This window comes from Lacticaseibacillus thailandensis DSM 22698 = JCM 13996 (genome assembly GCF_001312865.1).
In the GTDB taxonomy this organism is placed as follows: Bacteria; Bacillota; Bacilli; order Lactobacillales; family Lactobacillaceae; genus Lacticaseibacillus; species Lacticaseibacillus thailandensis.
This window is the reverse complement of record NZ_BBER01000012.1, coordinates 1-21,484: the sequence shown is the minus strand read 5'-3', so window position 1 is coordinate 21,484 and position 21,484 is coordinate 1. Positions and strand designations below refer to the sequence as shown.

Here is a 21,484-nt window from a genome sequence, read left to right as displayed (position 1 = left end):
GTTACCGGGTCACCCCCCGCTTTTTGGTCTTCCGCGCACTCTGCCCGCGCTGGACAAAGTAATAACCCACAACCAATACCAGGGCAAAGATAAACATGATGCCCGACAGTGCGTTGATCTCGAGACTAATACCTTGGCGAGCCCGCGCGTAAATTTCCACTGACAAGGTCTCAAAACCGTTCCCAGTCACGAAGAAGGTCACCGCAAAGTCATCCAGTGAGTAGGTCATCGCCATGAAAAATCCGGCAAAAATCCCCGGCGTAATGAACGGAATGATCACGTCTTTCAACACCTGCAGATTGGACGCACCAATATCACGCGCCGCGTCAATCAGGCTGGCCGACAGTTCCCGTAATTTTGGTAACACCATCAACACAACAATGGGAATGGAAAACGCAATGTGACTGAGCAGTACCGACATGAACCCCAGGGTACCCGTAACGCCGTGAAGAAGATCAAAAAGCTGGCACCAATAATCACGTCCGGACTCACCATCAAAATATTGTTGAGCGATAAAATCGTGTTCTTAACTGACGGCCGCGTGGTGTTGTTAATCGCCAGTGCCCCCAGCGTGCCAATGATCGTCGCAACTAGCGCTGATAACAGCGCCACAATCAACGTATCGAGCACGATTTGAATCATGCGTGGATCAGCAAACAGCTCCTGGTAGTGCTGCCAAGTAAACCCGTGGTAGTTGGTCATCCGTTCCCCCTCCGAGAACGAGTAGAGGATCAGGTAGCCAATGGGCAGGTACAAAACCACAAACGTTAACAGCAGATAAAGGTGGGACCACTTAAATTTACGCACGGTGAATCACCCGCCCTTTCCGGTGTTGCCGCTCACTCGTCAGTAGCATGATGATCACCATGCGACAATAAGTACCACGCCGATGGTCGAACCCATGCCCCAGTTCATCGTGGTGAGGAAATGTTCCTCAATGGCAGTCCCCAGCGTAATCACGCGGTTACCACCAATGAGCCGGGTCAGCATAAAGAGACTCAGACTGGGAATGAAGACGGCTTGCACACCGCTTTTGACCCCTGACATACTCAGGGGCAGCACAACGCGGGTAAACGTTTGCCAGCCACTAGCCCCCAGGTCCTTACTAGCGTTGATCAGACCCTCGTTGAGTTCCTCAATGGCATTAAAGATGGGTAAAATCATGAACGGAATTTCGATGTACGCCGCCACGAGAATAAACGCGGCGTCAGTAAATAGGAACTGATGCGGTGCCAGCCCCAGCACACCCAACACGTTGTTGAGGCACCGTGCTTGCCCAGGATGCCGATAAAAGCGTACGCCTTTAGTAACAGATTGATCCAGGTCGGCATGATCAGTAACAGTAACCACAGCTGCTTGTGCTTGGTGTAGTGCAAAAAGTACGCCGCCGGGTAACTCACCAATAGCGTCACCGCCGTGATGATGAGGGCGTACCACACCGAGTTGAACGTCATGGCTAGGTAGGTGCCGGATTGGAAGTATTCGACGTAATTAGTCAGGGTAAAGTGCCCGTTGGTGTCAAAAAAAACTTTGGTAACAGATCAGCACCACCGGGGCGACCACAAACAACGTCAACCACAGGAAGTACGGGATGTAGTAACCCGCATTAACGGTTTTACGCATGGTTTACTCCTCCTCGTAACTCTCCAACCGGGCATCAAAGTCTTCCTCCGACTCGCCAAAGCGCATCACGTGAATGTCCTCCGGGTCAAAGTACAAACCCACCAAGCCCTTTTCCGGCGCCGGTTGGTCGAATGAATCAGCCACTCATTATCTGCATCGTCATAGGCCACAATTTCGTAGTAGTCCCCACGGAACAACTGGGTGTCGACCCGTACTGCGACTTTCCCCTGTGCCAACGCCGTAATGTCGAGGTCCTCCGGGCGTAAAACGACTTCCACGGCTTCGTTCGGCCGCATCCCCGCGTCTGCACACTCAAAGGTTTTCCCGTTGAACTGCACCTGGTAATCGGCAATCATACGGCCGCGCACAATGTTGCTTTGACCGATAAAGTCCGCCACAAAGTGGTTGATGGGCTCGTCGTAGATGTCCACGGGCGTGCCACTTTGCTGTACCTGGCCGTCGTTCATGACAAAAATCTCATCAGACAACGCCAGTGCTTCTTCCTGGTCGTGGGTCACAAAGAGGAACGTGATGCCCAGCCGTTGCTGCAACTCCCGCAACTCGTACTGCATGTCCTGCCGCAACTTGGCGTCCAGGGCCGAAAGTGGTTCGTCGAGCAATAAGACCTTGGGTTCCAACACAATGGCACGGGCAATGGCCACCCGTTGCTGCTGCCCTCCGGATAGTTCACCAATCATGCGGTCACCGAGATTATCCAACCGCACCATGTGAAGGGCGTCCTGCACCCGCGTCATGATGGCAGCTTTGTCGACCTTGCGAATGCGCAGGCCGTACGCCACGTTATCAAAAACGTCCATGTGTGGAAACAGGGCGTAATCCTGAAACACGGTATTAACGTCGCGCTGGTTGGCGGGAATATCGTTGACCCGCTGCCCCGCAATCATGACGTCACCACCACTCACGCTCAAAAAGCCCGCAATTGCCCGCAGGATGGTGGTCTTACCGCTCCCAGAAGGTCCGAGCAGGGTATAGAACTTCCCCGCCTCCAAACTAATGTCGATATCCTTGAGGACGGTCGTGTCCCCGTAGTTCTTAAACACGTGACGCAATTCAACGATTGGTGTTGTCAAGGCGTTTTCCCCCATATATGTATCACCCCAACCCGTGGGGTGTACCTGTAATTGATCGTGCGTTAGGACGCATCGTTCGCGTCGGCCAGGTTCACCGCGTTTTCACTGTAACTCACGTCCGCACTCAGCTTGGTCGCCATGCGCGTCGTGATGTAACCATTATCCATTAAGCGCCGAATGGCTGACCGTTCGGCCGCAAAGCCGAGCAGTCGTAGCCGCCGTAATTCATCATCATATTCGGTATTGCGTTGTTGCCCGGCCGCCTTTGCGCTGGCAATACGGTTGCGGTAGTGCACCACTTGTGCGTACACCATCTGCCGGTCGTACTGCGCCGCCGCTGCCGGCTGTTGGCGCATCACGGCACTCAGGTGTTTCAGACCCCCTTTGGCCGTCTCCTTCTCGACCAGCAACTGCTCATTGTAGTGATGACCAGCTCGGCGGTCGCCCAGCCGCAGATGCGCCATACTCCGTTTAACGCGTCGCCACCGGTGCCGCAACCACGCGGACGGGCTGCGCCGCCCGGCGTGGGTCAACGACCGGTCAATGTCTTCGACCCGCTGTTGAATACGTTCGCGGGTGGCTAGGTAAGTATCCGCCAAAATCCGACCATCACGCCACAGTTGCGTGAGCGCCCGTTGCTCGCCCACTAAGCCGATGCGCCGCAAATTCAGCTCGTCCGCTAACAGTGGCGGAATGGCGTCATCGGGGGCGTCGGCGTTGATGTACGCCAGACGCCGAATGCGGTCTTGGTATTCCGCTAACAGGTCCAAGGCGGGTTTCTGGTTGTCCGTCCGCCGTTCGGACTCGATCATCCGCACGGCCGATTGGAGGGTGTAACTTTGCGCCTCTGGGTACGTCAACTGGGCGGCAACCACGGCGTCGTCATCATCATCGTCGTCATTCTGATCGGACGCGGCTAGGGCTGCGGAATCACCACGGCCCTGAACCACGACCCGTTCCCGCGTAATCAGCGGGAGCGCAACGGACGCCATGACCAAGCTCAAAATAACCACACCGGCGGCGACAAAGAGAATCAGTGACCGCGACGGAAATCCCGCTCCGCTGGCCACCGTTGCTGGGAGTGACAACACCCCAATCAGGGTAATAGCACCACGCACACCGGAAATACCGGCAACCAACGCTTGTTGCACCGAGGGCCACCGCCAGGGCTGGCTAGGGTTATGGGTGCGGCGGGCGGTTAGTACCAAATTGCCGTACAGCCAGGCCACCCGGACCACAAGTAGCAGCACGTACATCAACCCGACCAGGAGCAGCGCCTGGATGGTGCTAGCCTGTTCACTGCGAATGGTCGCCCCCATTGCCATGGGCAATTCCATTCCCAACAGCACAAAAATGATTCCGTTCAGCAAGTACACCACGATGTCCCAGGTGCGTTCCGAAACCAACCGTAATTCCGGTAGGACCGAACTTTGGAGACTGGTTTGGCCGTTACTCAGTAACCCTGCAATGACGACCGCGATGACCCCCGACGCGTGCAACAACTCGTCAGCAACAAAGTAAACCACAAAGGGAGTTAAAATTTGTAGTGCGGTGTGCAGGGCGTAGTCGTTGATACCCTGCTTCAATAGCCAACGCCGTAACGCATTAATGCACGTAATCAGTATGAATCCCACGAGTAACCCAACGACGGTGACGTAGGCAAAGTCGCGTACCGCGTTCCGCAGAACGAACGCGCCCGAAACCGCGGCCGCCACCGCGTACTTAAAACTGATCAGCCACTGGCGTCGTTAATCATGCTTTCGCCGGCGACCAAGTTTAAAACGTTCTTCGGTAGGTGGATTCGCGCCGCCAACCCCTGCACGGCGATTAAGTCCGTTGGGGATAAAATTGCGGCTAACGCAAAGGTGGCCGCCAAGGGAATACCCGGAGCTACCCAGTGCAAGACGTACCCACCCACCACGGTTGAGGCCAACACCAACAGGACGGCGTTACCCAAAATGGGCCCCGGAGGTACCACAATTGGCGTTTAGGGTAATGTCGCCCATCGTTAAACAGCAGGGGGGCCATGAACAGCAACATGAACCAATCCGTGCTGACCTGGAGCTGAATGCGAAACGCCAGCGCCACAATCAAACCCAAAGCGGCCTGAATCAAAGCTACAGGGACCACCACCAGGTAACGGTTGATGACACTACCCAGGATGACCAGGGCAACCATTGCCATGATACTTTCAATTAACTCCATGGTTGTCCCTCCTCACTCCAACTGTTTATTCTGGGTCGCGCCCCGCGTGGTGTTCAGGGTGAGCCGGTTCTGACCCAATGATACGGACCTCAGGCTGTAAGTCCACGTTAAACATTGGGTCCACGTGCGCCTGTACGTAGTGGATCATGTCCACGTAATCGGTCGCGGTAGCGTGGTCAATGTTAACGATGAACCCCGCGTGCTTGGTCGAAATCTGTGCCCCACCAATAATGTGGCCCTGTAGCCCAGCTTTTTGAATCATCGGCCCAACGTAGTGTCCCGTTGGCCGCCGGAAAACACTGCCACAGGACGGGTATTCGAGTGGCTGTTTAGCCGCCCGTCGCGCGTTCAATTCGTCCATCCGTGCACGAATGGCCTGGGCATCACCCGGGGTCAGGGCAAAAGTAGCACTTAACACAATATCTTCAGTTTGTTGCACGTATGAGTGCCGGTAAGCAAAGTCCATTTGGCTGTTAGTGTACGTCTTGAACTGGCCATCACGGGTCAGCACGTCAACGGTGGCCAAACAATCTTTGACTTCACCACCGTAGCTCCAGCATTCATAAAGACCGCCCCACCAACGGAGCCGGGGATACCGGCTGCAAATTCCAGGCCAGATAGGCCCGCGGATGCGGCCGCATCGGCCGTATCAATAATACGGGCGCCGGCAGCCGCAGTGACACCACTAGCCGTCACCTGAATATCATGCATATGCGTCAGGATCATGGTCAGGCCGCGGATGCCGCCATCACGGACGATGAGGTTACTGGCGTTGCCAATTACGGTTAGGGGTATGCGCTCGATTTGCGCGTAATCCACCAGGGCGTGAACTTGCGCCACCGTTTCGGGGAAGGCCAGCAGATCGGCTGGGCCACCCGTTTTGGTAAAGGTATAGTTGGATAAAGGTTCGTCCACCATCACCGGCAAACCGGCGACTGTTTTTGTTGCTACTGACACCATCATCACGTCCGTTTCCAAAATGTTCGTGGGCGCGCGAGCGGGTGTCCATACTGATGAAATTCTAACATAGATGACGCTCAGCGTGTAGCACCGCGGTGGCACCATTACCACTGGATATTGGCGCGTGTGCTAGCCCCCTACGCCTTGGTGAACCACTCATGATGACCGCTGCCCGGACGCACCCCTGCAACTGGCCCAGTAGAGCCCATTTCCGGCATGATGCAGCACACTCGTTACCTATCGATTCAATAGCCAATACGGAACAACCACGACCGAGTTTTGGAACCAGGCAACGTTATGTTCGCCATACCAGTGTGGGTGATGATACGTATATTTTTTTTGCCGCCACTACCCGTGCCCAAAAAAACACAGACCACCACGATACGAACTGGCGTGGACACTACCGGTGAGGTTCGTTAAAATTAGGGTAACGTTGTTGCCGCGCTGAGTGGACACAAGAAGGGGTGCATAATGAAATTTATTTCTTGGAACGTTAATGGTCTGCGGGCCGTGTTGAAGAAAAACTTTTACGAGGTCATCCAGACGCTCGATGCCGACTGGTTCTGCCTCCAGGAAACCAAGATGCAGGCTGGTCAGGCTGAACTGGACCTCCCTGGTTACCACCAGTACTTCAACTACGCCGAACGCAAAGGTTACTCCGGGACCGCTATTTTGACCAAACACGAACCAGACGCCGTCACTTACGGCATTGGCGTACCGGAATACGACACTGAGGGCCGGGTGATCACCTATCCTACCCGTCCTTCTACGTCATCACCGTGTACGTCCCCAACTCTGGCAGTGAGCTGAAGCGGCTGGACTTCCGTCAGGGGTTCGACGTGGCCTTCCGGGAGTACACCAGCAAGCTGGCTGCCGATAAGCCAGTGATTTACTGCGGTGACCTCAACGTGGCGCACCAGACGATCGACCTGAAGAACCCCACTAGCAACCACCATCACGCCGGCTTCACCGACGAAGAACGGACGGACTTTACCGCACAACTAGACGCAGGCTTTACTGACACCTTCCGTTACTTTTACCCTGACCAAAAGGACATCTACTCCTGGTGGAGCTACCGCTTTGGCGCCCGCAAACGCAACGCCGGCTGGCGTATCGACTACTTTGTCACCAGTAATGACCTGCAGCCGCAACTGACTGACGCCCAGATCCACACCGACATTATGGGTTCTGACCATTGTCCCGTGGAGTTGGATACCACTAACCTACTGGAGGCATAATTGTGAATTTTATCGCCATGGATTACGAAACCGCCAGTGGCAAGCGGGCCTCCGCTTGCTCTGTCGCCATCGTGGTGGTGCGTAACGACAAAGTAGTGGATTCGTTCTACAACCTGATCAACCCCGAGACCCCCTTTTCGCCGTTTAACATCCGTATCCACCACATTACTCCGGACATGGTGGCCAATGCACCCACCTTTCCCGAACTGTGGCCCCACATTGCCCCGCTATTTACGCGCACGCAACTAGTCGCCGCGCATAACGCCCAGTTTGACGTCAGCGTCTTGCGTAAATCACTGGAACGCTACGGTCTCCCCACCCCTCAATACCAATACATCGATACCGTGGCGACCTCGCGGAGCTTCTTGCCGTCACTAGCGAACCACAAGCTCGACACCGTGAGTGACGCGTTGGGCATCACGCTGAACAACCACCACAACGCCCTCGCGGATTCTTACGCCTGTGCGCGCATCTTGATGTCCGAAAAAGCGCAGTTTGGCAGTCAGGCCCTGAATAATTTTATTAAACTAGCTTAATTATGCGTTCAAAAAAAACCCGGTGCTTTGTGAATAAACACAAAGCACCGGGTTTTTGCTGTCCTAACGGTCCCAAATCACGACGCGTTGCGCTGGCGGCAGGTATTCCCCATCACCAGGTTGAGCGCCATACGCACGGTACCACTCGCTGAAGTTCATCACTGGCACGTTGACGCGCAGCGTTGCGGGCGCATGTACATCTTGCCGCAACACGGTTTTAGCGCGCTCTGGCCGCATCTTGGTAGCCCAGGACCGGGCATACGCCGTAAAGAATTCCCGTAGTGCCGCCACGCTGGCATCGGGACCGAGCACGGCTAGCGCAACATCCATTCCCGCATTATCGGCCATGTTCTCACTGACCGTGAGGCGACCGTTAACGGGCACCCCTTCGTAATGGCGCCCGTCAAACTGTTGCGCAACGGCGTCCACGATATGGTCAAACGCGACTTTGTCCGCTTCTTGCCACCAGTTGTTCATGGTCCCATGCTCATCAAACATGGCCCCATTATTGTCAAACGAGTGCGAAATTTCGTGCCCAATCGTGGCCCCCGTGCCACCGAGTTTAGCGGCCCGACTCCAGTATAGGGCGTAAAATGGCGGCTGCAAAATTCCGGCCGGAAACGTGATGTCGTTCATCGACGGGTCGTAACAAGCGTTCACCAGGTGCCCAGGCATTTGCCACTCGCTGCGGTCGACCGGCTGACCCACCGTGGACCACCGGTACGCCGTTTCCTCGCGTTCTAGCCGGACCATTGCGCCCAACAAATCAGCATCCGGATCCACATGCAGGTGTTGATACACCGGCGCTGCGTGGTCCGGGTACCCCATTTTGATGCGCATGGTTTTGAGCTTGGCGATCGCTTGATCACGGGTGGATGGACTCAGCCACGTGTTATTTTGCAACTGCACCTCATACTGCGCGATCAACTCACGCACCAGCCCAGTGATATCCCGTTTCGCCGCAGCACCGAAGTAAGTCCGCCCATAGTAAATGCCGATTGGTTCGGCGAGGTATTCATTAGCCACGGCAAAGGCGTGTTTGTGCCACTCCGTCGGTTGGGGTTGGCCAGACAAATAGCGCTGGTAGGCCCCTGCAGCCTGCCGGAGCTCATCACTCAAATACCGGCTGTGATCGATCAGTTCCTGAATCACCGCCATGTGTTGCCACTGGCCGTAATTGTCCGCCGTCACCAGTCGGTCCAACGCGGCCACGTACCGTGGTGTCGGCGTATTGATGCGCACCGGCTGGTTGGGCAGCACCGTAGCCAACGCGGTGGCCAACGTAGTGTCGGCGGTGACCTCGGCAAAGTCCTGCCAAGATAGTGGGTGATCCCAATTAGTATCAACGGCGAACTCTTCGTTAGTGGGTAGCAACGCTGCGGCCCGCCGATCAAAGTTCAGGGCGTCGTCCACGTAACGGTCTGCAGTACGCCCAGTAATGCCGACCGCCGCCAGCAGGGTGCGCGCCATCTGACTCCACGCGGCGAACATCGCATCATTATCGGCATTGGTCTCCTGATACATAGCAGCATCCGGCAAAATGGGGTCGGGACCACTAACATTGAGCATGTTGACCGTAGCGTCGTGAAAATCGGCCATCACAAAAGTGCTCAGTGGCAACGGGTACTGTTCCCGCCACAACGTGGGTAACGCGGCCCGCCACGCACCAACATCTTGCAGGCTCATTAAATAATCCACCCGCGTTCGGATCGGCGCCACACCAAGCCGATTCCGGGCCTCACGGTCATCCGCCAACACGAATAGCCGCGCCGCCGCTAATAGGGACTGATCTGCTGTGGCGATGGTGCCCGCATTAATAGCGCGCAGGTCCCGCACCAGCTTGGCGCGAATCTCATCACCCAAATCGCTATCGGCACCAATCTGGGCTTTGTCCGGTGGAATCACGGTCTGGGCCTGCCAAGCACCGTTAACCGCCATGTATAAATCGTCTGCTGGTCTTACCGTCATCTATTTTCCTCCTCCTAATGAAAACGGTGGTCACCGTTTTCACAGCAGCCACCAAGTTTTCATTAGAACTCTTCGTATTTACTTGGATCCTGATTCTTCAACCGCCCGTCAGGGGTGCTCAGAGCGTTGATCGTTGCCATTTCGTCATCGCTCAGATTAAAGTCAAAAATATCAAGGTTTTCCCGTTGCCGGCTGGCGTGCTGGGACTTCGGAATTGGTAGCGTCCCTAGCTGCACGGCCCAGCGCAAGATGACCTGGCCCACGCCCTTGTTGTGCGCTGCCGCCACCGCTTTGATTGCTGGGTTTTGGAGCACGTCACTAGCCCGGCCCAATGGACTCCAGTCCTCCGTCAAAATGCCGTGCGCTTCATCGTAAGCACGCTGATCAGCCTGGTTGAAGTGCGGATGCAACTCAATTTGGTTGACCACCGGCAGCACGCCGGTTTCACGGTCTAGACGGTCCAGGTAGTCGGGTAGGAAGTTGCAGACCCCGATGGACCGCACCAACCGAACTGCTGGGCATCGATCAGTGCCTGCCAGGCCTCAACGTACAGGTCCTTGCGGGGGTTAGGCCAGTGAAGTAAGTACAGGTCGAAATAGTCTAGACCCGCGCGGTACAAGCTCTCCTTGAGTGCATCAATCGCCGCCGCCCGGTGGTAATAACGCCCTGGTAGCTTAGAAGTCACGAGCAGTTCCGAACGTGGTACGCCGGCGCCGCGAATGGCGGCCCCGACCGTCCCCTCGTTTTCATAGTTATAAGCCGTGTCGATCAAACGGTAACCTTGGTTGATGGCACTCTCAATAGCCCGTACCCCGTTAGTACCGTTCAGCTTGTAAGTACCAAAGCCGACTTTGGGCAACTGTAATCCATCCCGTAACCGGTAATATTCCATGTGCAAACCCCTTTCCGTAACGGCCTCAACCGTCACATTTTCCTTGTTACTTATGCAGACAGTCCGTTAATGGCTGCTAGCAACACTTGTCCGCGGTCACCTTCACCTTCAGCGGTGATGGTGCGGCGGTTGTCGTCTTGTTCATCTTTGTGAAAGTGCAACGTGACGTACTCGTATGGCGCACTGGCACCCAAAAAGTCTGGCCACTCGACGACGCTCACACCATCACCATCAAAGTATTCCTCAAGCCCGAGGTCCTCGGCGCCACCACCTTCGAGCCGGTAAAGATCCATGTGGTAGAGCGGAATGCGTCCCTCCGGATACTCGTGAATGATGGTAAACGTCGGGCTTTTAATTGGCTGCGTGATGCCAAGTGCTTTACCGAGCCCCTTAGTAAAGCTGGTTTTACCCGCGCCCAAGTCGCCGTCGAGCAACAACACGTCGCCCGCCTGCAGTAGCGGCGCGATGTGACCGGCAAACGCCCGCAACGCCTGCTCGTTATCAAACGTCCACGTTTTAGTCATGACGGCTGGCCAATACCTGGGTGGCCGTCACGAGCGCGGTCTGGTAAACGTCGTCCGTAGACGCCCCACGGGACAGGTCGGACACTGGCTGGTTGAGGCCCTGGAGAATCGGACCCACCGCCTGAAAGCCGCCAAGCCGTTGCGCAATCTTGTAGCCGATGTTCCCCGACTGCAGTTCAGGGAAGACAAAGACGGTTGCGTGCCCAGCCACCTTTGAGTCTGGTGCTTTCTGGGCCCCAACACTCGGCACAAAGGCCGCGTCAAATTGGAGCTCACCATCGATGGGTACGTCTGGCGCGAGGGCCTGCGCCTTGCGCGTGGCCTCCTGCACCTTCGTCACCATGTCTCCAGCCGCAGAACCCTTCGTGGAGAAGGATAACATGGCCACTTTGGGTCAATACCAAACGCCTTGGCCGTGGCGGCAGACTCCACCGCAATTTCGGCCAGCTCGTCGGCGGATGGGTCAATGTTAATCGCCGTGTCCGCAAACAGGTAGCGCTCATCCCCACGCTGCATGATGAACGCACCACTCGTACGCGAAACACCCGGCTTGGTCTTAATGATCTGCAGCGCTGGCCGCACGGTGTTGGCCGTGGAGTGGACGGCACCGGAGACCAGGCCGTCGACTGCACCGGTGTACACCAGCATGGTGCCAAAGTACGTGGCGTCGCGGACGGCACTCGCTGCCTGCTCTGGCGTGGCCTTACCATGGCGGCGTGCCAAGAAAGCGGCGGCTAATTGGTCTAGGTCGGGATCGGTTTCTGGGTTGCGGATCGTTACGCCGGTAATGTCAAAATCATGCGCGGCAGCTACCTGCTGAATGGCCGCCGGGTCACCCAGCAGCACGGCGTTGATCACCCCGCGCGACTGTAACTTAGCCACGGCGCCCAGAATCCGTGGTTCAGTGCCCTCAGGAAAGACGATGGTGACGCCTTTACCCTTGACGTTCTGTTCCAAAGTTGCGAATAAGTCCACGATGATACCCCCTATTGTTTGCGATACTTCATTTTAACAAGGCTGGTGTACAAAACCAACCGCCCTAGTCCGTCCGTTCCACGTGTTCGGGCAACCGCCAATCAATGGGTTGCTCGCCCATGCGTTCCAGGGCTGCGTTCGTGCGTGAAAACGGCTTGCTACCAAAGAAACCGCGGTAGGCCGAGAGTGGACTCGGGTGGGCAGACGCAATCACCACGTTTTTGCTTTCATCAATCAGGGGCCGTTTATTTTGCGCGGACCGGCCCCAGAGAATGAATACCACCCCGCCGCGAGCAGATAACGCCTTGATGGCGGCGTCGGTTAATTCTTCCCACCCCTTACCACGATGGGAATTGGCGCGGTGGGCCCGCACCGTCAGCACCGCATTGAGTAGCAGTACCCCCTGTTCAGCCCAGGCCCGCAAGTAACCGTGGTTCACTGGCGGGATCCCCAAGTCATCCTGCAACTCCTGGTAAATGTTCACCAGCGACGGCGGAATCTGCACGCCCGGAGCCACGGCAAAGCTGGCCCCGACGGCCTGATGCTCCTCATGGTACGGGTCCTGATCCAAAATAACTACGCGGGTCTGACTAAACGGCGTCCATTCAAACGCCTGAAAAATATGGTACATGTCTGGGTAAATGGTCTGGTTGCTGTATTCGCTCCGCAAAAACTGGTGCAACCGGGCATATGTAGGGCCAGCAAAGACGGGTGCTAACACTTCTTGCCAGTCATTGTGAATAATTGTTTTGGTCACAAGACACCATCCTTCCGCTCACCATCATAAAATAGTGGCCTCACTGCCCTGGTGCGCCACTAGTGATCGTTTTTGGCCGCCCATTAAGGACTAGGCACTACCAAACGAGTACTGTAGTGGCGGCTTTTTTTTGTGCATTCGTCACGACCCGAACGCGGTCCAACGCTGCAGCCACTAACACCGCCGTGACGCTGTCGGCTTCTTTATCCACCTGGACACGCAGGGTGCGCCCGCCACTAGTCATCACGGGTGCCATGCCAAAGACGAAGCTAAACCCCTGAAAGCCGCGGTAAGAGTCACTCTTTTCGGTGCCAGCGATGAGCCACCCACCATGCCGCAACAAGTACAGCGGGTGGCCACCACCGCGCGCGACCCGTACTAAGGTGTTACTTTCCTCGCCCACCCGTAATTCAAAGCGGGCTGCCTGTTCTTCGTCCGCACTGATCGTACCGATCACTTCATGTTCGGGAAACGAAAACGCCCGAAAACCAATGGCCGTGCCGAAACTACGCCGCACGCCCAACAACGTGTGGTTGTCTACGTCACGTACGCTTGCAATCCGCCCAGATTGTAACGGTGCAGTTTCAAAATACAAGTCCACGCATAATCGCCTCCTCACACGAACATATCACTACTTAGTTGCTACTTCCTGGTCGTTCAACTCAATGGCCCGATAAATTGCTTTGGCCACGCCGTCATGCACGTTCGACTCAGTTTCAAACCACGCCAACTCCTTGATGGGTTGTACGGCGTTCCCCATTGCCACACCGTACTTGGCGTCACGAATCATCGACTCGTCGTTAAAGTTGTCACCGATAGCCATGACGTTGTCCATAGTTAGGCCACGTTTCGCCGCATAGGCGCTACCGCGAGCCCCTTTTGGGATTTAATGTTATTGATTTCGATGTTGTTGCGCGAGCTGCTAGTGACCATTAATTTCCCCGTAGCCAGCAACAACTTCTTCGGTTCACTCAACGCCACCGGGTCGGCCGTGTTGAAGGCGATGATCTTCATCACGTGGACGTTTTCATCCCCAACGATTTCACCATAATCCGTGACGTAATTGATGTTCATAATTTCCAACCGGGCTGAGGCCAACGCCACCGCCATTTTGTAATCCGTATCGGGGTTGAGATTGACCAGCAAATCAGCCACGTTCTGAATCCGCCGGACGCGGCTGTTGGAAAAAATGCCGTGGTCGGTGACCAGTTCGTAGTACAAATTCCGGTCATCCAGCGTCTTCATGGCCAGTTCCGTCATGTCGTCAGCCAGTGGCACTGATACCACCAACCGGCCGTCCTCATCAAACACCTGCGCACCGTTCAGCGTAATGTACGCTGTCCGCAGTTGTTGCTCCTGTAGTAACGGTTTGGCTTCGGTGAGGCCGCGACCCGTCGCCACCATGAACTCAATGCCGTGCGCTTGTGCCGCCCGGATGGCCGCGGCGTTCGCGTCGGAAACCTGCATTTTGTTGTTCAACAAGGTGCCGTCCATGTCGGAAGCGATAATTTTAATCATTTAAGCGTCCCCTTCATTCGCGCATTTACGTTCATTTTAGCATGAATGCGGTTACCGGAACAGCGCTAGCGCCCGGATTGCCCGGTTCTAGCCACCGTGACGGTAGCTGACCGTAAGTCTTGGCGCATGTGCCGGTACTCGTGGTCGAACAACCGCACCCGACCATCCTCCGTGAAACCTTCTCGTGCATATAACGCCGCGGCGCGCGGATTCACCAAGTCGCACAGCAACCCGATCCGCTGGTCGCCGTGTTGCTGGCGCTGCTGCTTGGCGGCGCGTAACAACTGCGTACCCACGCCGCACCCCCGCGCGTTACTTTTTACCGCTAATAGGTCTAAGTACCACTCCCCGGGAAAACTTTCGCGGTCAGGAAAGAGGTCCCGACCATCAGTGATGCCGACGCGCGGTAGAAACGGGGCAAAGGCGTCGTCAATGTGCGCTTCGGCTGCCGCCGGATAACCCACGCAGATACCCACGAGCTCGTCACCTGTGACCGCCACCAAACTGTGAGCATAACTGTAGCGGTACGCACCGACCCGAAAGGCATCCGCAAAGACGGCATTCACCGCCGCATCCGTCATCGCCATGATGGTAGGAATTTCCATTTCGTCAAACACTACTTTGATCAGCGGTGCCGCCTGCACGCCATCGGCAGGTGTTGCTGGTCGAATTTGCATATTAATATTAATCCTCCTGTACGGCTACACCTTCAACGCTAGTAATGCGCGGCGCAACCCCCAAATTCCGTAAGAACCGCAGTAAGTCTGCTGAACTGATGACCACCAGCTGGTCGGCAGCGCCCAAGTCAAAAGCAAGGGCAGCCCGCCCCACTAACTGGCGACTCAATACCACCGGCACGTGCGTGTCCTCGGGTAACGTCAACGCACTAACGTGGCCCGACGTCGCGCCGACTGCTGTCAATTGTGTGGGAGTAGCTGGCTGAATACTATCAGCGTCCACCCCGTAAATCGTGGCTAACTTGTGCCTGTCTACCTGGTAGCGTGCAGCTTGTAGCACCAGGACGGGTTGGCCCTGCACCGCCAAGCACTCGTTACTAACAACCATTACTTTGGTTCCAGTGGGAGTTGGTGACGCCGCCGCCGACCCGACCACCTCATAGTGAATCCGCAAACTATCTAACCGTTGAAGATATTGCTTTGGTAAAGCCATCTGCCTCATTCCACCTTTGCCTTCCATTGTCGACCAACCCGGCAACAGGGTCAACGGGCCAAAGTCGGACTTTACTCTCCGTGACCCTGGTCGTGTTGTTCCTGCACCCGAACCACGTAGGCGTCCAGCAAGATACGGCTGATCACCTGGACGGGTAATCGTGAGTGCACCTCATAATCAGGAAAGTAGGATTCAGCCGACTTATATCCGGTCAACAAAATATCGGTGTACTGGGCCAGCGAGGCGTCCGCGTTGGTGGTGATGGTAACGATGGGTACGCCGTGCGCCCGTAATTTACGGGCGGCCGTCACCAGCTCTGGAGTCTCCCCATTCAGCGAAATAAAGATGGCGCACGCCGTGGTGGGCACGCGCTCGGCTAACGTCATGATGATGTTGGGATCGTGCAGGGTTTGCGTGTACTTCCCCGCCAACTGAAACTTTAACGCCATTTCGTCGGCAATCATTTCCGACAACCCACGGGCAAAAATGTACAGCATCTGCGCACCGGCAAATTGCTGCACGCTATCTTCAATCGTGGCGATGTCTAGTTGGTTGATAGTCTGCTGTACCTCGCGTAGATTGGCGGTGATGACCTGCCGAATATTACTATCCGCTTCCCGCAACACCGCCGGCTCCACCTCATGTTGGCGACTGACAGAATGCCGAAAATCGGTGTACCCGGAATAACCCAGTTTCTTCATCGTGCGCACAATCGTGGCTGTGGACACGTTCGCAAACTCCGCAAACTCCACGATGGACATGCCCATAATATGATCCCGCTGCCGGTGGATCAGATCCACCACGTACTGCTCACTAGCACTAAATTTACTCACTTGGGGCCTCCCGTAAACTTTTTCAATTTTGACGTCATCGGCCAAACTAATTAGAAAACATTTTCAGGCATCGCTGCGTTATGCTCTTCTTGTAGACGAGGAGGACAACGCATGCTTTATACACTCACTTTGAATCCAGCAATTGATTTATTTATTGATACACCACGGCTGGACGCCGACGTGGTCAACCGTACCAATAGTTACGACGTCCAGGCCAACGGTAAGGGTGTCAACGTTTCTTTTATTCTACAACGCCTGCACGTACCGAACCAGGCGTTAGGGATCGGTGGTGGCTTCACCCTAGCTACATTCAGCAACAGCTTTCAGCGGCCGGGATCACCAACGACTTTGTCGACGGTGGCGGCATTACCCGCATCAACGTGTTCGCACACGTTCAGGACGGGCCCCGCGAATACAAGCTCGTTAATCCGGGCCCGCAGGTCACCCCCACAGCCCGACAACAGCTGCTGACTAAGCTGGAACAACTGGGGCGGGACGATACGTTGATTATTTCGGGAAGCTTTGCGCAAGGCATCCCCGCTAACTTCATCGGTACCATCGGTCAGCAAGCCGCCAGCCAGCACTTCCAGTTCGTGATCGATACATCATACCCGGAAGTGCTCGACGCCCTGCAATACCACCCGTTACTGGTCAAACCTAACAACGTCGAACTAGCCAGTTGGTTTGATCAACCGGCCGACATCGACGCCGACCACCTGATTGAGCTAGGCCAGGAGCTCCGTCGACGTGGTGCCCAGAACGTCCTCATCTCTCGTGGGGGCGCGGGTGCCATCCTCGTCGGCGACCGTGTCTTTACGGGTACGGCTCCGACCATCACCGTTCTCAATTCAGCTGGTTCTGGGGACACCATGCTGGGCACCTTTGTTGCCGGCATGGTCACCGGCAAGGCACCAGCGGCCAACCTACAAATGGCACTGGCTGCCGGCAGTGACACCGCCCGCAGTGCTTGGATCACCGACTTCCAGCACGTTCCGGAATTGGCGGCGCAAATCAACGTGACAGAAGTGAAGCATTCGCAGTATTAATGGAGGAGGCAAACATTATGGCAAAGTACGATTTAATTGCTGCGACTGGTTGCGCAACTGGGATTGCGCATACCTACATGGCCCAGGAGGCGTTGGAACAGGAAGCCAAGCGCCGGGGTCTGACTATTAAAGTGGAAACCCACGGACAAACCGGCGTGGATGACCCGCTGACCCAAGAGGAAATTGACAACGCCCGGGCCGTCATTGTGGCGTCAGACATCGATGTAGACGCGGACCGGTTCGCCGGTTTGCCCCTGATCATGGTGCCAGTTGCTGCTGGCATTCGTGATCCGGGTAAATTGTTTGATGAGGCGCTGGCCAAAGATGCACCCATCTATAAAGCCAATACCACTGCCAAAGCCGCTGCTAGTGACAACGAGCAGGGTGGTGGCCTGTGGCACCTGATCTACACCAGTCTGATGAACGGGGTTTCGCACATGCTACCAGTCGTTGTGGCTGGTGGTGTGCTCACCGCCATCTCGTTTTTCTGGGGCATCTATTCTGCTGACCCCAAGAGTGACCAGTTCAACGCTTTTGCCGCCATGCTCAATTCGATTGGTGGCACGACGATGAACCTGATGGTCCCCGTACTGTGTGCCTACATTGCTGAAGCGATTGCTAAGCGTAGCGGTCTGATTGTTGGCTTTGCGGTCGGCATGATTGCCTTCACTGGTGGGACTGGTTTCCTTGGCGGGATCGTCGGTGGCTACGTTGCCGGGGGTGTCATCATTCTGCTGCAACACCTGCTGAAGCCCCTACCTGACAAGGAGTTCCGCGGCCTCAAGGCGATTTTCCTTTACCCAGTACTGGGCGTGTTCATTGCCGGGGTCATCATGTGGGTCATTACTAAACCAATGGCCGGCATTAACACCGGGATGATGAGTTTCCTGAAGGGCATGCAAAACTCTGATCCCATTATTCTGGGTCTGATTGTTGGTATTATGTGTGCTTCTGACTTTGGTGGTCCCATTAACAAGGCGGCTTACTTAACCGGGACTGCCCTACTCGCTCAAGGCAACAGTCTGTTCATGGCTGGGGTTTCGGCCGCATGTATCGCTCCACCAATCGCTACTGGGATTGCCGTATTGCTCAACCCCAAAGCTTACACTAAGGACGACCGGAGTGCGGGTTACGTTAACTTCCTGCTGGGTTCAACCCACATTACCGAAGGGGCCATCCCCTTTGCCGCCAAGAACCCGCTACTAAACATTCCTAGCTTCATGATTGGGTCGGCCATTGCTTCGATTCTCACCTACATGAGCAAAATCAAGGTCCCAGCACCACACGGTGGCTTCATCATTTTGCCGCTGGTTAACCACCCAATTCTTTGGGTCGTGTACATTCTAATTGGTGCCGCGCCTCCGGCGTCCTACTAGCCTGATTGCTGGACACTCCGCCCGCAAGCACGGCGTCACCCAGTCGTCCGTCTCGTTAGCCGGTTTGACCGGGGATGAAGCGGTCGCCGCGATTGCACCAGACGCTACTGCCGCTTCGAACCAAGGCACCACTACCAGTAATGATGATGCTAACCTAGGTGACATTTTAACCGACGATAACATTGTCCTAGATGCCACCGCGACCTCGCGGGATGATGCCTTGCACCAGTTGGCGGAGTTGGCCGTTAAAAACGGCATCGCCACGGACGCAGAAGCGGTCTACCAAAAGTACCTACACCGTGAAGGCGAAAGCTCGACCGGGATGGAACAAGGTATCGCGATCCCGCACGCCCAAGACGCATCCATCAAGCACTCCGCCATGTTGGTCGTGCGGCTACAACAGCCAGTCAAATGGCAAACATTCGATAACCAGCCAGTCGACACGTTGATTAGTTTCCTAATTCCGGAGCACGATAACGGTGCGCACCTGCACTACCTGAGCAACACCGCAAAGCTGTTGACGCACCAGACCTTCATCAAGCAATTGAAGGCCGCCCACACGCCAATGCAGATCCTCACGTTGTTCAAAGAATAATGCATAGCCGTTTGTGTTCAATTTAACGGTACAGAAAGGGCGCCACACCTCAGTGTGACGCCCTTTGAATTGCTCAACTAACAGGCCTTACAGGAACGCCGTCACGACACTCCCTACGACTACCAGTAGCAGCCCCAGCAACGTGTACGTCATGGCCCGGCCGCGGCGTGCTTCGTGCAGAATGAACATGCCACCCAGCGTGGAGATAACCACGTTCAGCTGTGTGATCACGTATGCAGTGGCCACACCGTTGGCCTTGGCGGAAAAAAATGTAGGCCAAAGCCGAAATGCTGAACACGATGCCAACCAGACCGTTCTTCCAAGTGGTGGCTTCACTGAACGCTTTACCTTTGGACACCACCAGTGCGTACACGGACGCACCCAAGAAGATGCCGAGCATCTGCGGGAAGAAGTAACTCATCCCACTCTTATCAGCCAACAACGGAATCTTCGGTAAGGCACTGTACACCCAGTAACCAATGGACGTAGGCAACAGCGTCGTCAGGGCTGGGCCCCAGATGCTGTGGGTATGGCCATCAGACTTTTCTCCAACGGTCGTCAACAGCACGCCAATGATGATCAAGGCAATGGCGGCAAAGCCCAACACGCGGGCGAGGCTGCCCTGCCATTCACCGAACATCAGCACCCCAATTAACGAGGTCCCCACCAGTTGGAAACCAGTCGACAGTGGCATCGTTTTGGACACCCCAATGCGCCCAAAGCTGATGTACTGACCAGTTTGGCCAATCACCCAGAAAGCACCGGACACGAGGCTCAGCCAGAAGGCCGCCCCGGTCACCATGCGCGTCATGATGAGGGTAATTGCGCCGACGAGTAATGCACCGAGCCCGGTACCGAGAATTTGGTTGGTCTCACGACCACCCATCTTGCTAATAATCATGGGCTGGATGCCCCAGCCAATTGCCGGGATCAATGCGATGAGGATATTCATTTGAACTTTGTCATCCTTTCTGTAATCACTTTGCCATTAACAGTAACGTCAATGTACACACTGGGTCGGCTTGCTGGCCGTGGTGTCACATTATGAATTTGTTTACCAACGATATATTAGGTGCTTTGTAAGCAGTTAACTATACCATTCTACGCAAAAGGTGCGGACCAATCAATTCTTTTTTTTGCTTAGCATGTAACGGTAACGTTATTTTATATGTAATGTCACCCCATTATTTTAGTTCAACCAACAAAATATCCCGCCATGATTAGCCGATGAATGAATACAATTCATCGCCCAGTCATGGCGGGATTATTTGTCAGTCAACCGCAACCAAATGCCTGCTGTTGGCCACCATCAAACGTAGTATTTAGTACCGTTCCTTAATGGCCCGTGCAATCTCTCGGTCCTGGTCACGCCGCTTGAGCGTTTCCCGTTTGTCGTAGTTATGCTTCCCGGAAGCAATGCCTAACAGCACCTTAGCATAACCGTGCTTCAAGTACACCCGTAGCGGAACAATGGTTAAACCCTTGCCCGCGGTGGCTTCATCGAGCCGCCGAATCTCCTGTTTGTGCAATAACAGCTTACGGTTGCGCAACGGGTCGACATTGAACACATTCCCCTCCTTGTAGGGACTAATGTGGACATTTTCTAGCCACGCCTCACCGTTGCGAATGCGCGCAAACCCGTCCTTCAGGTTCATCTTGCCAGCCCGCACCGATTTGATTTCGGTCCCGGTCAACGCCAGGCCGGCCTCGTAGGTATCGCCGATGTTGTAATCATGCCGTGCCTTCTTGTTTTGCGCCAGCAAGTTTGCCGGCTTCTGCCGATGCTTTTTAGCCATGTTGACGCCTCCCTTCTGGCAACGTACGTACTACTTACGCTTCATGTGAATCTGGTTAAACGGCTGCTTGCCGTGCTTTTGGCCCCCACGCGGGTGCCGGTTACCACCGCGCCCGTTACCCTGATGGTTCCGGCCACCAAAGCTGGGCTTACCACCATGGCTGTTATTCGACCGCGGCTGGGGCTTCTTGATGTCGCTGGTATCAAAGTTAGCGGCTGGTGCCTGGTCCGGGTCAACGATGACAAAGTCGACGTTGTGCTGCTCCACGTCAACGTTTTCCAACCGTACCCGCACAGGCTGACCGATCCGATACATCCGGTGTGAACCCGCACCAACCAGAGCCATCTGCTGTTCCACAAACTGGTAATAATCATCAGTCAT

General features: G+C 55.4%; 13 protein-coding genes and 11 pseudogenes. 4 read left to right on the top strand and 20 right to left on the bottom strand.

The window, feature by feature from the left end; all coding sequences use genetic code 11:
- Position 1 precedes the first annotated feature (1 nt).
- The 7 genes and pseudogenes from JCM13996_RS09890 to murB form a co-directional block, all read right to left on the bottom strand.
- A pseudogene (locus JCM13996_RS09890) lies at positions 2-807 on the bottom strand (ABC transporter permease).
- Positions 800-1,623 (bottom strand): annotated as a pseudogene (locus JCM13996_RS09885) (ABC transporter permease). The pseudogenes JCM13996_RS09890 and JCM13996_RS09885 overlap by 8 nt, the downstream one beginning before the upstream one ends.
- A gap of 3 nt (positions 1,624-1,626) precedes the next feature.
- Positions 1,627-2,714, bottom strand: a pseudogene (locus JCM13996_RS09880) (ABC transporter ATP-binding protein).
- A 62-nt stretch (positions 2,715-2,776) separates the two neighbouring features.
- Positions 2,777-4,429: a cation:proton antiporter gene (locus JCM13996_RS09875; RefSeq protein ID WP_263848914.1), complete on the bottom strand. Its 1,653-nt coding sequence runs from the start codon at positions 4,427-4,429 to the stop codon at positions 2,777-2,779.
- Between the two features lie 17 nt (positions 4,430-4,446).
- Positions 4,447-4,632, bottom strand: coding sequence for a cation:proton antiporter domain-containing protein (locus JCM13996_RS12595; RefSeq protein ID WP_439646483.1), 186 nt, complete (start codon positions 4,630-4,632; stop codon positions 4,447-4,449).
- Positions 4,605-4,919 (bottom strand): hypothetical protein, encoded by a 315-nt coding sequence (locus JCM13996_RS12100; protein WP_225353582.1) that lies wholly within the window; start codon positions 4,917-4,919, stop codon positions 4,605-4,607. The genes JCM13996_RS12595 and JCM13996_RS12100 overlap by 28 nt, the downstream gene beginning before the upstream one ends.
- 25 nt (positions 4,920-4,944) lie before the next feature.
- Positions 4,945-5,882: pseudogene (murB, locus tag JCM13996_RS09870) on the bottom strand (UDP-N-acetylmuramate dehydrogenase).
- 528 nt (positions 5,883-6,410) lie between these two features.
- Between murB and JCM13996_RS09865 the strand changes: the two are divergent.
- Positions 6,411-7,117, top strand: a pseudogene (locus JCM13996_RS09865) (exodeoxyribonuclease III); the annotation flags it as partial.
- A gap of 2 nt (positions 7,118-7,119) precedes the next feature.
- Positions 7,120-7,653, top strand: coding sequence for a 3'-5' exonuclease (locus JCM13996_RS09860; RefSeq protein WP_054751001.1), 534 nt, complete (start codon positions 7,120-7,122; stop codon positions 7,651-7,653).
- A 63-nt stretch (positions 7,654-7,716) separates the two neighbouring features.
- Here JCM13996_RS09860 and JCM13996_RS09855 read toward each other — a convergent pair whose 3' ends face one another.
- From JCM13996_RS09855 to JCM13996_RS09810, 10 genes and pseudogenes are all read right to left on the bottom strand, one after another.
- Positions 7,717-9,621: a M13-type metalloendopeptidase gene (locus JCM13996_RS09855; RefSeq protein WP_054751000.1), complete on the bottom strand. Its 1,905-nt coding sequence runs from the start codon at positions 9,619-9,621 to the stop codon at positions 7,717-7,719.
- Positions 9,622-9,683: 62 nt separating this feature from the next.
- Positions 9,684-10,513, bottom strand: a pseudogene (locus JCM13996_RS09850) (aldo/keto reductase).
- A 50-nt stretch (positions 10,514-10,563) separates the two neighbouring features.
- Positions 10,564-11,037 carry a tRNA (adenosine(37)-N6)-threonylcarbamoyltransferase complex ATPase subunit type 1 TsaE gene (tsaE, locus tag JCM13996_RS09845; RefSeq protein ID WP_054750999.1) on the bottom strand — a complete coding sequence of 158 codons (474 nt, stop codon included), beginning with the start codon at positions 11,035-11,037 and terminating at the stop codon, positions 10,564-10,566.
- Positions 11,030-12,012 (bottom strand): annotated as a pseudogene (gene pta / locus JCM13996_RS09840) (phosphate acetyltransferase). Before pta ends, tsaE begins: the two are co-directional and overlap by 8 nt.
- Positions 12,013-12,076: 64 nt before the next feature.
- Positions 12,077-12,769: a uracil-DNA glycosylase gene (locus JCM13996_RS09835; protein WP_054750998.1), complete on the bottom strand. Its 693-nt coding sequence runs from the start codon at positions 12,767-12,769 to the stop codon at positions 12,077-12,079.
- 97 nt (positions 12,770-12,866) lie between these two features.
- Positions 12,867-13,370 (bottom strand): hypothetical protein, encoded by a 504-nt coding sequence (locus JCM13996_RS09830; RefSeq protein ID WP_054750997.1) that lies wholly within the window; start codon positions 13,368-13,370, stop codon positions 12,867-12,869.
- Positions 13,371-13,400: 30 nt separating this feature from the next.
- Positions 13,401-14,287 (bottom strand): annotated as a pseudogene (locus JCM13996_RS09825) (Cof-type HAD-IIB family hydrolase).
- A gap of 65 nt (positions 14,288-14,352) precedes the next feature.
- The gene (locus JCM13996_RS09820; RefSeq protein WP_054750996.1) at positions 14,353-14,964 is read right to left on the bottom strand and encodes a GNAT family N-acetyltransferase; all 612 of its coding nucleotides are present in this window, start codon (positions 14,962-14,964) and stop codon (positions 14,353-14,355) included.
- A gap of 7 nt (positions 14,965-14,971) precedes the next feature.
- Positions 14,972-15,457 (bottom strand): YbaK/EbsC family protein, encoded by a 486-nt coding sequence (locus JCM13996_RS09815; RefSeq protein WP_054750995.1) that lies wholly within the window; start codon positions 15,455-15,457, stop codon positions 14,972-14,974.
- A gap of 71 nt (positions 15,458-15,528) precedes the next feature.
- A complete protein-coding gene (locus tag JCM13996_RS09810) occupies positions 15,529-16,290 on the bottom strand; it encodes a MurR/RpiR family transcriptional regulator (RefSeq protein ID WP_054750994.1) in 762 nt (253 codons plus the stop codon).
- Between the two features lie 111 nt (positions 16,291-16,401).
- Between JCM13996_RS09810 and pfkB the strand changes: the two are divergent.
- Positions 16,402-17,336 (top strand): annotated as a pseudogene (pfkB, locus tag JCM13996_RS09805) (1-phosphofructokinase).
- A gap of 17 nt (positions 17,337-17,353) precedes the next feature.
- A pseudogene (locus tag JCM13996_RS09800) lies at positions 17,354-19,307 on the top strand (fructose-specific PTS transporter subunit EIIC).
- Positions 19,308-19,394: 87 nt separating this feature from the next.
- Here the strand turns inward: JCM13996_RS09800 and JCM13996_RS09795 are convergent.
- The 3 genes and pseudogenes from JCM13996_RS09795 to JCM13996_RS11165 form a co-directional block, all read right to left on the bottom strand.
- Positions 19,395-20,259 (bottom strand): annotated as a pseudogene (locus JCM13996_RS09795) (GRP family sugar transporter).
- Positions 20,260-20,629: 370 nt separating this feature from the next.
- Positions 20,630-21,103: an SsrA-binding protein SmpB gene (gene smpB, locus JCM13996_RS09790; protein WP_054750993.1), complete on the bottom strand. Its 474-nt coding sequence runs from the start codon at positions 21,101-21,103 to the stop codon at positions 20,630-20,632.
- A 30-nt stretch (positions 21,104-21,133) separates the two neighbouring features.
- Positions 21,134-21,484: hypothetical protein (locus JCM13996_RS11165; protein WP_054750992.1), on the bottom strand; the 351-nt coding region annotated here is incomplete at its 5' end.

Excerpts from the sequence above, each read along its gene's own strand:
- JCM13996_RS09820 (WP_054750996.1), bottom strand. The coding sequence starts at position 14,964 with ATGCAAATTCGACCAGCAACACCTGCCGATGGCGTGCAGGCGGCACCG.
- JCM13996_RS09855 (WP_054751000.1), bottom strand. The coding sequence starts at position 9,621 with ATGACGGTAAGACCAGCAGACGATTTATACATGGCGGTTAACGGTGCT.
- JCM13996_RS12100 (WP_225353582.1), bottom strand. The coding sequence starts at position 4,919 with ATGGAGTTAATTGAAAGTATCATGGCAATGGTTGCCCTGGTCATCCTG.
- smpB (WP_054750993.1), bottom strand. The coding sequence starts at position 21,103 with ATGGCTAAAAAGCATCGGCAGAAGCCGGCAAACTTGCTGGCGCAAAAC.
- JCM13996_RS09815 (WP_054750995.1), bottom strand. The coding sequence starts at position 15,457 with ATGGCTTTACCAAAGCAATATCTTCAACGGTTAGATAGTTTGCGGATT.
- tsaE (WP_054750999.1), bottom strand. The coding sequence starts at position 11,037 with ATGACTAAAACGTGGACGTTTGATAACGAGCAGGCGTTGCGGGCGTTT.